This window comes from Duganella sp. Root1480D1 (assembly GCF_001427305.1).
In the GTDB taxonomy this organism is placed as follows: domain Bacteria; phylum Pseudomonadota; class Gammaproteobacteria; order Burkholderiales; family Burkholderiaceae_D; genus Rugamonas.
The window spans coordinates 1-13,842 of the sequence record NZ_LMFZ01000029.1 but is presented as its reverse complement, the minus strand read 5'-3'; the positions used below and the strand labels follow the sequence as shown (position 1 = coordinate 13,842).

The window sequence follows — 13,842 nt, the reverse complement described above, 5'->3', positions numbered from 1 at the left end:
CAAGTTGTACAAGACGGGCGACCTGGCGCGCTGGCTGGAAGACGGCAGCATCGAATTCATGGGCCGCAACGAYTTCCAGGTCAAGCTGCGYGGCTACCGYATCGARCTGGGCGAAATCGAAGTGCGGCTGAAAGCCTGCGAGGGCGTGCGCGAAGCGGTGGTGCTGGCGCGCGACGATGGCCACGGCAAGCGCCTGGTGGCCTACATCGTAACGGAAGAGGGCGCGACCTTCGATGCGGCGGCCGTGMGSCGCCAGTTGGCGCTGCACCTGGCCGACTACATGTTGCCGGCCGCCTAYGTGGTGCTGGACGCGTTGCCGCTGACGGSCAACGGCAARCTTGATCGCCAAGCCTTGCCGGCGCCGGACGGCGCCGCGCTGGCCACACGTGAGTACGCGGCGCCGCAAGGCGAAGTGGAACAGGCACTGGCACAGATCTGGCAGGAGCTGCTGGGTGTCGAGCGGGTCGGCCGCCATGACCATTTCTTCGAACTGGGCGGCCATTCGCTGCTGGCGGTGCAGGTGGTGTCGCGCCTGCGNCGACTACATGTTGCCGGCCGCCTACGTGGTGCTGGACGCGTTGCCGCTGACGGCCAACGGCAAACTTGATCGCCAAGCCTTGCCGGCGCCGGACGGCGCCGTGCTGGCCACACGTGAGTACGCGGCGCCGCAAGGCGAAGTGGAACAGGCACTGGCGCAGATCTGGCGGGAGCTCCTGGGCGTCGAGCGGGTCGGCCGCCACGACCACTTCTTCGAACTGGGCGGCCATTCGCTGTTGGCGGCGCAGGTGGTCACGGCGATCCAGCGTGTCCTGCATGCCGAGGTCGCGGTACGGCAGGTTTTCGAACGGGCTACGCTGGCCGGGCTGGCCGCCGCCATCGAAGAGGAGGCAGCACGTTCCACGCTCGAGGCAATCACGGTTGCCGACCGCAGCCAGCCGCTGCCGCTGGCCTGGCCACAGCAGCGCCTGTGGTTCATTGAGCAGTTCGACGGTACTGCCAGCGCCGCTTATCACATTCCGGCGGCGCTGCATCTGCGAGGAAGTCTCGACAAGGCTGCGCTGCGCCGCGCGCTCGACGGCCTGGTCGCCCGGCACGAAAACCTGCGCACGACCTTTGTCGAGGCGGACGGGCGCCCGGTACAGCGCATAGCTGCCGCCGGCACCGCTTTCGCCCTGGCCGAGGATGACTTGAGCGGCCTGGACGCCCAGCAGCAGGCGCTGCGCGTGCAAGGTATCCGCGCCGAGGAAACAGCGGCCCGTTTCGACTTCGTGCATGGCCCGCTGATACGCGGCCGCCTGCTGTCGCTGTCGCCGCACGAACATATCCTGCTGATTACACAACACCACATCATCACCGACGGCTGGTCGATCGGCATCCTGGTGCGCGAACTGGGCGCGCTGTACGCAGCCTTCTGCCAGGGCCGGCCCGATCCCCTGGCGCCGCTGGCATTGCAGTTTGCCGATTACGCGGCCTGGCAGCGCAGCCAGCTGGACGGCTCAAGGCTGGAACGGCAGATTGACTTCTGGCGCACGCATCTGGATGGCGCTCCGGCGCTGCTGGCCCTGCCGACGGATTATCCGCGCCCACCGCTGCAGTCCTATTCGGCGGGTACGCTGGAGGTAGTGCTGCCGGCGCCGCTGACGGCCGCGTTGCGCGACTTCGGCCGCCGCCACGGCGCGACCATGTTCATGACGCTGATGGCCGGCTGGTCGCTGCTGCTGGCACGCCTGAGCGGGCAGGATGACGTGGTGGTCGGCACCCCGATCGCAAACCGCACGCGCAGCGAATTCGAGGCCTTGACGGGCTTCTTCGTCAATACCCTGGCCTTGCGCACCCGCCTGCAGCCGCAGATGACGGGCGCGCAATTGCTGGCGCAGGTGAAAGCCTGCACGCTGGATGCCTACGCCAACCAGGAGGCCCCGTTCGACCAGGTCGTGGAAGCTGTCAATCCGGCACGCAGCAATGCCTACAGCCCGCTGTTCCAGGCGACGCTGGCGTTCAACGGCACCCCGCTAGGCCGCGAGCTGCACCTGCCGGGCCTGTCCGTCAGCCAGCTGCCGCAGCAGCATCGCAGCACCATGTCCGAGCTGTTCCTGAACCTGGAGGAGCGTGATGGCGAAGTGCGTGGCAGCCTGGAATATGCCGACCGCCTGTATAGCGCGGCATCGATGCAGAAGCTACTGGCCCGCTGGAGCACCTTGCTGGCAGCGATGGCCGGCAACGAGCACCTGGCGGTGGCAGCCCTGCCCCTGCTGGACGAGGGCGAGCGCGCACGCGTGCTGACCCAGTTCAACGGCAGCGCGCGGGATTACGGCAGCCCGTGCTGCATGCACGAGCTGTTCGAGCATCATGCTGCCCTTGCGCCGGATACGCCGGCGCTGGCCTGCGGCGAGCAGGCGCTAAGCTACGGCGCGCTGAACGCCCGCGCCAACCGCCTGGCGCACTACCTGCGCGAACTGGGCGTGCGGCCGAATGCCCGCGTGGCCCTCTGCATGGAACCGGGCTTCAACCTGGTCACCGGGCTGCTCGCCATCCTGAAGGCTGGCGGCGCCTATGTGCCGCTGGACCCGGCGTATCCGAGCGACCGCCTGGCATACATGCTGGGCGATGCGGCGCCGGTTGTCCTGCTGAGCGAAACGGCCGTGTTCGGCGATTTGCCGGGCGTGGGGCATGTGCGCAGCGTGCTGCTGGACGCCGACGATTTCGGCGACCTGGCAGCGCTGGCCCGGCAGCCTGATGGCAACCTGGCCGTGCAGGAAACCGGCCTGACCCCCGACCACCTGGCCTATGTGATCTATACCTCGGGCACCACGGGCGCGCCGAAGGGGGTGATGAACCACCATCGCGGCCTGTACAACCTGGCTGCAGTGCAGGCCGAACTGTTCAGGGCCGGGCCGGGCAGCCGCGTCCTGCAGTTTGCTTCGTCCAGCTTTGACGCCAGCATCTGGGAAATCGTGATGGCATGCTGCAGCGGCGCGGCACTGCACCTGGCCGCGCGCGCAGACTTGCGCCCGGGTGCGCCGCTGCTCGAACTGATGCTGCGCCAGCGCATTAGCCACGTCACGTTGCCGTCGTCGGCACTGGCTGCCTGCGGCGATCCGGAGCGCCTGCCGCCCACCACTATCGTGGTTGCCGGCGACGCTTTCCCGCCCGCGCTGGCGCGCCTGTGGTCGGGACGGCATACCGTGTTCAATGCGTATGGGCCCACCGAGACCACGGTGTGCGCGACCAGCCATCGCTGCGACCCGGGTGCCGCGGGTGAGCTGCCGATCGGACGTCCGATCGGCAACGTCCAGGTCTATATCCTGGACGGGCTGCGCCAGCCGGTGCCGGTCGGCGTGGCGGGAGAGATTTACATCGGTGGCGTCGGGGTGGCGCGCGGTTACCTGAACCGGCCGGAACTGACGGCCGAGCGCTTCATCGACGACCCGTTCGCATCCCATGCCGGGGCGCGCCTGTATCGCAGCGGCGACATCGGGCGTTGGCGCGACGATGGCCTGATCGAGTACCTGGGCCGCAACGATTTCCAGCTCAAGGTACGCGGCTTCCGCATCGAACCGGGCGAGATCGAAGCGCGCCTGCGGGCCTGCGACGGCGTGCGCGAAGCCGTGGTGGTGGCACGTGCCGGCGCGGCCGGCGACAAGCGCCTGGTGGCCTATATCGTGGCCGATGGCGCTGCGCCGGAGGCAGCGCAGCTGCGCTCCGAACTGGCGCGCCACCTGGCCGATTACATGCTGCCCAGCGCTTACGTTGCGCTGGAACGCCTGCCGCTGACCCCGAACGGCAAGGTCGATCACCAGGCCCTGCCCGCGCCGGGCGCCAGCGCGGTTGCCAGCCGTGCCTACGCCGCGCCGCACGGGCAAGCCGAGCATGCGCTGGCCGGTATCTGGCAGGACTTGCTGGGACTGGAGCGGGTCGGCCGCCACGATCATTTCTTCGAGCTGGGCGGGCATTCGCTGCTGGCGGTGCAGGTGACGTCCCAGGTGCGGGCCCTGCTTGGGGTGGAATTGAGCCTGCGCGAACTGTTCGAAGCGCCGGTGCTGGCTTCATGCGCGGCCCTGCTCGGTGCCGCGCAGCCGACGGAGCACACGGCATTGGCACTGGCAGATCGCGGCGCTCCGCTGCCGCTGTCGTGGCCGCAGCAACGCCTGTGGTTCCTCGACCGGCTGGACCGCGCCGCAGGCGCCGCCTATCACATCCCGCTGGGGCTGCGCCTGCGCGGGCGGCTTGATGCCGAAGCGCTGGGAACGGCGCTGGACCGGATCGTGGCGCGCCACGAAAACCTGCGCACTACCTTCGTGCTGGAGCAGGATGAAGCGGTGCAGCGTATTGCGCCGGCAACGGCCGGTTTCGCACTGCAGCGGCAGGACCTGGGCGGCCTTGCTGCCGCGGAGCGGGAAGCGGCGCTGGCCACCGTGGCGGCGGAAGAAGCGGCGGCGCCGTTCGACCTGGCGGCCGGCCCCCTGATCCGGGGCCGCCTGCTGCGCCTGGGGCCGCAGGAACACGTGCTGCTGGTGACGATGCACCATATCGTTTCGGACGGCTGGTCGATCGGGGTGCTGGTGCGCGAAGTGAGCGCGCTGTACGCCGCGCGCCTGCAATGCCAGGACGATCCGCTGCCGCCGCTGGCCTTCCAGTACGCCGACTATGCTGCCTGGCAGCGCGCCTGGCTGCAGGGGCCGGCGCTGCAGGCGCAGCTNGCAATGCCAGGACGATCCGCTGCCGCCGCTGGCCTTCCAGTACGCCGACTATGCTGCCTGGCAGCGCGCCTGGCTGCAGGGGCCGGCGCTGCAGGCGCAGCTGGACTACTGGCAGGAACGGCTGGCCGGCGCCCCGGCGCTGCTGGAGCTGCCGRCCGACCGTGCGCGCCCGGCGCTGCAAAGCTATGCCGGCGGCGTGGTCGAGTGGACGCTGGCGCCGCAGCTGCTGGCGCGCCTGCACGCAGTGGGCCGGGCCCAGGACTGCACCCTGTTCATGACCCTGTGCGCTGCCTTCAATGTCCTGCTGGCGCGCTACTCCGGCCAGGACGATATCTGTGTCGGTACCCCGGTGGCCAACCGCCAGCGCGGCGAATCGGAAGGCCTGATCGGCCTGTTCATCAATACGGTGGTGCTGCGCACCAGCCTGGCGGGCAACCCGAGTTTCGACACGCTGCTGCGCCAGGTGCGCAGCACCACGCTTGACGCCTATGCCCACCAGGAGGTGCCGTTCGAACGGCTGGTGGAGGCGATCCGGCCGCAACGCAACCCACGCCATAGTCCCCTGTTCCAGGCCATGCTGGTATTGCAGAATGCCGCACTGGGCGAATTGCAGCTGCCGGGCCTGCAATGCACGCTGCTGCCGGAGCGCTCGGGCAGCGCCAAGTTCGACCTGACGTTGAGCATGGCGGAGCGGGCCGACAGCTTGCACGCCCGGCTGGAATACAACTCGGACTTGTTCGACCATGCGACGGTGGCGCGCATGGCCGGCCATTTCACCCGCCTGCTGGAGGCTGTCGCAGCGGACCCGACGCGCTACATTGGCGCGCTGGACATGCTGGACGGGGACGAGCGGCGCCAATTGCTGGCATGGGGCCCGTCGCCCGCCTTCGCGACGAGCACGGCCCTGCTGCACCAGCGCTTCGAGCGCCACGCGCAGCGCACGCCGGATGCGGTGGCCGTGCTGTACGCCGGGACGGAGTTGAGCTATGCCGAATTGAATCGCCGCGCCAACAGGCTTGCGCGCCATTTGCGCACGCTGGGCGCGGGGCCGGAGGCGCGCGTGGCCATCTGCCTGGAGCGCGGCTGCGAGATGATGGTCGCGCTGCTGGCGGTGCTGAAGGCTGGCGCGGCATACGTGCCGGTTGATCCCGCCGTGCCGTCCGAGCGCATCGCCTTCATCCTGGACGACAGTGCGCCCGCCGTGGTGCTGACCGACGGCGCCAGCCGCGCCAGGCTGCCCGGCACGGCCGGCGCCACGGTGCTGGACCTGACGCTCGACGGCGCGGCCTGGGCGGCGCTCGACTGCGGCGAACTGGCCTGCGTCGTTCAGCCCGAGCACCTGGCCTACATCATCTATACCTCGGGTTCGACCGGCCAGCCCAAAGGCGTGATGGTGGAGCACCGCAATATGGCGCGCCTGTTCGATGCCACCGACGCCTGGTTCGGCTTTGGGCCGAGCGATACCTGGACCCTGTTCCACTCGTTCGCCTTCGATTTTTCGGTGTGGGAGATCTGGGGCGCGCTGGCCTACGGCGGCCGCCTGGTGCTGGTGGCGCAGGCCACGGCGCGTTCAGCGCAAGACTTCTATCGCCTGCTGTGCGAGCACGGGGTCACGGTGTTGAACCAGACCCCGAGCGCGTTCCGCCAGCTGCTGGCGGCACAGGATGCGCAGCCGCAACTGCGTCACAGCCTGCGCGCGGTGGTGTTCGGCGGCGAGGCGCTGGAAACGGCCATGCTGGCGCCGTGGTACCGGCGCGCGCAGAACGCCGGCACGCAGCTGGTGAATATGTACGGCATCACCGAAACCACGGTGCACGTAACGTACCGGCCGCTGCAGGCGAGCGACGCGCTGGTAGGCAATTCCAGTCCGATCGGGGTGCGCATTCCCGACTTGCGCGTCTACATCCTGGATGCCTTGCGCCAGCCGGTGCCGCTGGGCGTGACCGGCGAAATGTATGTCGGCGGCGCGGGCGTGGCGCGCGGCTACCTGAACCGGCCGGAATTGACGGCCGAACGCTTCCTGGACGACCCCTTCCTGCCGGGCGAGCGCCTGTACAAGACCGGCGACCTGGCGCGCCACATGGCCAACGGCGACATCGCCTATGTCGGCCGCAACGACTTCCAGGTCAAGTTGCGCGGCTACCGCATCGAGCTGGGCGAGATCGAGGCCAGGCTGAGCGCCATGCCGGCGGTGCGCGAGGCGGTGGTGCTGGTGCGCACGCAAGCCGACGGCGAGCGGCGCCTGGTGGCCTACCTGGTTCCTTCGGGCGAGGGCGCAGCCGATGCGCTGCAGCCGGCCCAGTTGCGCGCCCAGCTGGGCCTGCAGTTGGCCGAGTACATGGTGCCAAGCGCTTTCGTGCTGCTGGACGCGATGCCGCTGACCGCGAACGGCAAGACTGATCGCGATGCATTGCCGGCGCCCGACGCCGCCGCCGTTTCCACGCGCGCCTATGTGGCGCCGCTGGCGGGCGTCGAGGCGCATATGGCAGCCATCTGGGCCGAGCTGTTGCCGGTCGGGCAGGTGGGACGGCACGACGACTTCTTCGAACTGGGCGGCCATTCCCTGATGGCGACCCAGCTGATGCAGCGCGTGCGGCAGGCATGCGGCGTCGACGTGCCGCTGGTGGAGATTTTCCAGGCGCCGACGCTGGCGGCGTTTGCCCAGCGCGTGGTGGCTGCCGAGCTGCGCAACTTCGGCGCTGACGACGTCAGCCTCAATCTTGCCGAACTCGATTCATTGTCGGACCAGGAAGTGGAGCGTTTGCTGGAGGAAGAACGCCGCTTGTCCGACGTCGATTGACCTATTTCCGATCCCATGACTACCGAACAACTGACCGACCTGGAAGCCCGTAAACGAGAACTACTGATGCTGCGCCTGCGCCGGACGGCGCAAGCGACGCAGCGCCCTGCGGAGGCGCCCTTTGTGCAGGTGGACCGTGGCGGGCTGTTGCCGCTGTCGTGGTCGCAGCAGCGCATGTGGTTCCTGTCGCAGCTCGACGAGGGAGCCGCGGCCTCTTACCACATCCGCGCCGGATTCCGACTGGTGGGGGAGCTCGACCTGGACGCCTTGCAATGGACGCTCGACCGCGTGGTGGCGCGGCATGAAATCCTGCGCACGCGCTTCGTGCTGCAGGGCGAAGCGGCAGGGCAGGCGATCGACGCGCCGGCACAACGCTTCCAGCTGCAGCGGCAGGACCTGGGCGGCCTTACTGCCGCGGAGCGGGAAGCGGCGCTGGCCACCCTGGCGGCGGAAGAAGCGGCGGCGCCGTTCGACCTGGCGGCCGGGCCCCTGATCCGGGGCCGCCTGCTGCGCCTGGGGCCGCAGGAACACGTGCTGCTGGTGACGATGCACCACATCGTCTCGGATGGCTGGTCGATCGGGGTGCTGGTGCGCGAAGTGAGCGCAATGCCAGGACGATCCGCTGCCGCCGCTGGCCTTCCAGTACGCCGACTATGCTGCCTGGCAGCGCGCCTGGCTGCAGGGGCCGGCGCTGCAGGCGCAGCTCGACTACTGGCAGGAACGGCTGGCCGGCGCCCCGGCGCTGCTGGAGCTGCCGGCCGACCGTGCGCGCCCGGCGCTGCAAAGCTATGCCGGCGGCGTGRTCGAGTGGACGCTGGCGCCGGAACTGTCGGCCGGYCTGCGCGCGCTGTGCCGGCGCCACGAGGTGACGCTGTTCATGGTGCTGCTGGCCGGCTGGTCGGCACTGCTGGCGCGCCTGAGCGGRCAGGACGAGGTGGTGGTCGGCACGCCGGTGGCCAACCGCCAGCGCAGCGAAGTGGAAGGCATGATCGGCTTCTTCGTCAATACGCTGGCCCTGCGCATGNCAGGACGAGGTGGTGGTCGGCACGCCGGTGGCCAACCGCCAGCGCAGCGAAGTGGAAGGCATGATCGGCTTCTTCGTCAATACGCTGGCCCTGCGCATGCGCCCGGACGGCGACGCCAGCCTGGCCCAGTTGCTGGCCCAGGCGCGCGCCGTGGCGCTGGGCGGCTTTGCGCACCAGGACGTGCCGTTCGAACAGGTGGTCGAGCGGCTCAAGCCGGCGCGCAGCCTGGGCTACAGCCCGGTGTTCCAGAGCATGCTCTCGCTGAACAATACGCCGGCGTCGGGCGAACTGGCCCTGCCGGGCTTGACCCTGAGCCGCATCGAACAGGCCCACGAGAGCACCCAATTCGACGTGTCGCTGTCGGTGGCCGAAGAGGGCCAGGCGATCGCCTGCAGCATCGAGTATGCGCGCGACCTGTTCGACGGCGCCAGCATTGAGCGCATGGCGCGCCAGCTGGAGAGCGTACTGGGGGCGCTGGCGGCCGAATCGGCCGCTTGCGTGGCAGAGCTGCCGCTGCTGGACGCGGCGGAGCGGGAGCGCATCGTGTACGGCTTCAATGCGGTGTCGGCGCTGGCGGCGCCGGACTGGCTGGTGCACGAAGCGTTCGAGCGCCATGCGGCAGAGCGGCCGGAGGCGCCGGCCGTGCTGCACGCGGATGGAGTGCTGAGCTATGGGGAATTGAACCGGCGCGCCAACCGCGTCGCGCACCGGCTGCTGGCGGCCGGCGTCAAGCCGGATGCGCGGGTGGCGCTGAGCGTGCGGCGCGGGCCGGGGCTGCTGGTCGGGCTGCTGGCGATCCTGAAGGCGGGCGGCGCCTATGTGCCGCTGGACCCGGACTATCCGGCCCAGCGCCTGGCGCATATGCTGCAGGACAGCGCGCCGGTGGCGCTGCTGACCGAAAGTGCACTGGCGCAGGGATGGCTGGAGGGCGCGCTGCCGGTGCTGCTGCTGGACCAGCTGGACCAGCCGGACCAGCCGGAAGACGCGGGCACGCAGGCGAACCCGGCGCCGCGCGCGCTCGGCCTTGAAGGCAGCCACCTGGCCTACGTCATCTACACCTCCGGCTCCAGCGGTACGCCCAAGGGCGTGATGGTGGAGCACCGCCAGCTGGCGCACCTGATGCAGGCRCAYGGCCAGACCTGCGCCCTGCAGGCACAGGACCGGGTGCTGCAGTTTGCGCCGTACAGTTTCGACAGCTCGGTGGCGGAAATCTTCCCGGCCTGGGCGGCCGGGGCAGCCGTGGTGCTGCGTCCCGATGCGCTGCGCGTGCCGGACGACGCATTCGTCGCCTACCTGGCGGCGCAGGGCGTGACGGTGGCCGACTTGCCGACCGCGTTCTGGCAGCAGTGGGTACAGCAACTGGAAGTGGGGGCGTGCACGCCGCCGGCCGCGCTGCGCCTGGTGATCGTCAGCGGCGAGAAAGTCGAACGGCGCGACCTGCTGCGCTGGCTGGCCGAGCCGGCGGTGCGGCACTGCCGCTGGATCAACAACTACGGACCGACCGAAGCCACCGTGAATGCGACGGCTATGGCTTACGACGCCGCCAGCACCCTGCCGGCTGGCGAAGTGCCGATCGGGCGCCCGATWGCCGGGGTGCGGGTGCACCTGCTCGATGCGCGCCTGCAACCGGTGCCGGTCGGGGTGGCGGGCGAGCTGCATATCGGCGGCGCSGGSGTGGCGCGCGGCTACCTGCACCGGCCGGAATTGACGGCCGAGCGCTTCATTGCCGATCCGTTCCTGCCCGGCGCGCGGCTGTACAAGACCGGCGACCTGGCGCGCTACCGGCCCGATGGCGAGATCGAATACCTGGGGCGCAACGATTTCCAGGTCAAGCTGCGCGGCTACCGCATCGAACTGGGCGAAATCGAGTCGCGCCTGGCCCAATGCGAGGGGGTGCGCGCAGCGGTAGTGTTGTTGCGCAACGACGCTGGCGGTGCGCGCCTTGTGGCTTACCTGCAACCGCTGCCGGACGCCCAATTGCAGGCGGACGCATTGCGCCAGGAACTGTCGCGGCACCTGGCGGACTACATGTTGCCGAGTGCCTTTGTCGCCCAATTGCAGGCGGACGCATTGCGCCAGGAACTGTCGCGGCACCTGGCGGACTACATGTTGCCGAGTGCCTTTGTACTGCTGGAGCAGTTCCCGCTCACGCCAAACGGCAAGCTGGACCGGCAAGCGCTGCCTGAACCCGGCCAGGCTGCGTTGCCCAGCGCAGTCTACGAGCCGCCACAGGGGGAGACGGAAAGTGCGCTGGCGCGGCTCTGGCAAGAGTTGCTGGGCGTGCCGCGCGTCAGCCGCCATGACGACTTTTTCAGCCTGGGCGGTCATTCGCTGCTGGCGGTGAAATTGACGGTAGCCGTGCGCGCCGAGTTCGAAGTCGAGTTGCCTTTGCAAACACTGTTTGCACACCCGGGCCTCATTGAACTGGCAGATACATTGCTTGAAATGCAATTAGCAATGTATCATGATATTGACAAGAAGAACATTTCCCACGAGCTAGATTCTTTGGACGAGGGAGAGCTGCGGGCGCTGTACCGAGAGACAACACAGTAAGGACAATTATGCGGGACATTGACAAGATCAAGCGTGAGTTGTTGCTGAAGCAGTTGAAGGAAAGCCGTGCCCAACGGCAAGAGGGAACGGGTCTGGCCCCGATTCCCGTTGCCGACCGCAGCTCAGCGCTGCCACTGTCCTGGGCGCAGCAGCGCTTGTGGTTCCTGGGAGAGTTGGACCAGGCAGCCGGCAGTGCCTACCACATGTCCAGCGCCCTGCGCCTGACCGGCAAGCTCGACCGGGCGGTGCTGCAGGCGACGCTCGATCGCATCGTCGCGCGCCACGAGGTGCTGCGTACCCGATTCACCGAGCAGGCCGGCCAGCCCGTGGCCGTGGCGCTGCCGCCCGACGGCTTCGCACTGGCTGAGCATGACCTGCGAGCGGTGCCTGCGGAGCAGCAAGAGGAAGCGGTGGCCGCGCTGGCACGCGCCGAGCGCGTCGCCAGCTTCGACCTGAGCGCGGGCCGGCCGGTGCGCGGCAAGTTGCTGGTCCTGGCCGAGCAATCGTATGTGCTGTTGATTACCATGCACCACATCGTCGCCGACGGCGCCTCGCTTGGCCTGATGGTGGGCGAGGTCTCGGCGCTGTACGAAGCCTATAGCGCAGGCCGTCCCGACCCGCTGCCGCCGCTGGCGATCCAGTATGCCGACTACGCTGCCTGGCAGCGCAAGCAGCCTGCGGCACTGCAGCGGCAACTGGCATTCTGGCGCACGCACCTGGAAGGCGCGCCTGAACTGCTGGCCCTGCCGACCGACCGACCGCGCCCAGCGGTGCAGAGCTTCGCCGGGTCGCGCTGCGAGCTCAAGCTCGATGCGCCATTGACGGCCGGCCTGCGTGCGCTGGCACAGCGCCACGGCGCCACCTTGTTCATGACGCTGCTGGCCGGCTGGTCGCTGCTGCTGTCGCGCATCAGCGGGCAGGACGATGTGGTGGTCGGCATGCCGGTTGCCAACCGCCAGCGCGCGGAGCTGGAGCCGCTGATCGGCTTCTTCGTCAACACCCTGGCCTTGCGCGTGCATTGCGAGGCGCAGGAAAGCGTCGAACAGATGCTGGCGCGGGTCAAGGCCGACGCGCTGGCCGCTTTCGCCAACCAGGATGTGCCGTTCGAGCAGGTGGTGGAAGCGCTCAAACCGGCGCGCACGCTGGCCTACAATGTGCTGTTCCAGGCCATGTTCACCATGCACAGCGACGATGGCGAAAGCGAAGCGCTGCGCCTGCCGGGATTGACGCTGGAGGGCATCGAGCAGCCGCGCGAGAGCATCCACTTCGACCTGCATCTGACCCTGAGCGATGCGGGCGACTGCCTGGTCGGCGACCTGNCGATAGCGGCAAAGCTGTGCTGTAGCGCCGAAGGCGAAGCGCTGCGCCTGCCCGGATTGACGCTGGAGGGCATCGAGCAGCCGCGCGAGAGCATCCACTTCGACCTGCATCTGACCCTGAGCGATGCGGGCGACTGCCTGGTCGGCGACCTGGCCTATGCCAGCGACCTGTTCGAGGCGTCCAGCGTGGCGCGCATCGGCGACATGCTGGTGACGCTGCTGCGGGCGATGGTGGCGACGCCGCAAGAGGCGGTSGGCCGCCTGCCGCTGCTGGACGCGGCGCAGCGCGCGTGCCTGCTGGACAGCTTCAACGAGACTGACTGCGCCTTCCCCGCCCAGGCCACCGTGCATGGGCTGTTTGCAACCCAGGCGCTGGCCCAGCCGGAAGCGCCGGCTGTGGTGTGCGAAGGCCGCTNTGACTGCGCCTTCCCCGCCCAGGCCACCGTGCATGGGCTGTTTGCAACCCAGGCGCTGGCCCAGCCGGAAGCGCCGGCTGTGGTGTGCGAAGGCCGCTGCCTGAGCTATGGCGAGCTGGAGCAGCGCGCCAACCAGGTGGCGCACGGCCTGCTGGCGCGCGGCGCCGGCCCCGGCGYGGCGGTGGCGCTGTGCGTCGAGCGCAGCGTGGAGATGGTGGTGGGCCTGCTGGGCATCCTGAAGGCTGGTGCGGCTTACGTGCCGATTGATCCGCACAACCCGCCGCAGCGCTTGGCTTACCTGCTGCAGGATAGCGCGCCGCTGCTGGTGCTGACGCAGCAGGCCGTGGCCGGCAGCGTGCCGGCCGCGGGCGTGCCGGTGCTGGCCCTGGACGACGRCAGCTGGGACGCCTGGCCCGCCACAGCGCCCGCCAGCGCCGCCGACGCCAGTTCGCTGGCCTATATCATCTACACCTCCGGCTCGACCGGCAACGCYAAGGGCGTGATGGTGGAGCACCGCTCGGCGGTGAACTTCTGGCAGCAGATGGCGCGCAGCACGCACGCCAYGCTGGCGCCGCGTTCGGCGGTGGCATTGAACGCTTCGTTTGCCTTCGACATGTCGCTCAAGGGCTTGCTGCAGCTGCTGTCGGGCCACTGCGTGCACATCGTGCCGCAGGCGATCCGTGCCGACGGCGCGGCCATGYTGGGCTTCCTGGCGCAGCATGCCATTGCCGCCTTCGACTGCACGCCGTCGCARCTGGAAGTGCTGCTCGGTGCMGGCTTGCTGGAGCAGGCCTGGCAGCCGGCCAGCGTGCTGATCGGCGGCGAAGCGGTGGGGCAGGCCATGTGGGACCGCCTGCGCGCGGCGCCGCACAGCGCCTTCTTCAATATGTACGGCCCGACCGAGTGCACGGTGGACGCCACGYTGTGCCGCATCGCGGCCGATGCGCCGGCRCCGCATATCGGGCGGCCGCTGGCGAATATGCGCGTCTACATCCTGGACGGGCAGGGCCAGCCGGTGCCGGTCGGGGT

General features: G+C 69.1%; 3 protein-coding genes and 5 pseudogenes. All 8 read left to right on the top strand.

Annotated elements, in window-relative coordinates; all coding sequences use genetic code 11:
• Nucleotides 1-537: pseudogene (locus ASD58_RS32890) on the top strand (phosphopantetheine-binding protein); the annotation flags it as partial.
• A gap of 8 nt (nucleotides 538-545) precedes the next feature.
• Nucleotides 546-4,699 (top strand): annotated as a pseudogene (locus ASD58_RS32885) (amino acid adenylation domain-containing protein); the annotation flags it as partial.
• 20 nt (nucleotides 4,700-4,719) lie between these two features.
• A complete protein-coding gene (locus tag ASD58_RS32880) occupies nucleotides 4,720-7,500 on the top strand; it encodes an amino acid adenylation domain-containing protein (protein WP_373994462.1) in 2,781 nt (926 codons plus the stop codon).
• A gap of 15 nt (nucleotides 7,501-7,515) precedes the next feature.
• A pseudogene (locus ASD58_RS32875) lies at nucleotides 7,516-8,046 on the top strand (condensation domain-containing protein); the annotation flags it as partial.
• 76 nt (nucleotides 8,047-8,122) lie between these two features.
• Nucleotides 8,123-8,524 (top strand): annotated as a pseudogene (locus ASD58_RS32870) (condensation domain-containing protein); the annotation flags it as partial.
• Between the two features lies 1 nt (nucleotide 8,525).
• On the top strand, nucleotides 8,526-11,078 hold a 2,553-nt coding region (locus tag ASD58_RS20770; RefSeq protein ID WP_229210050.1), incomplete at its 5' end, for a non-ribosomal peptide synthetase.
• Nucleotides 11,079-11,086: 8 nt separating this feature from the next.
• Nucleotides 11,087-12,397 (top strand): annotated as a pseudogene (locus ASD58_RS32865) (condensation domain-containing protein); the annotation flags it as partial.
• A 444-nt stretch (nucleotides 12,398-12,841) separates the two neighbouring features.
• Nucleotides 12,842-13,842 (top strand): AMP-binding protein (locus ASD58_RS32860; RefSeq protein ID WP_373994461.1); only part of this gene is annotated, 1,001 nt, incomplete at its 3' end.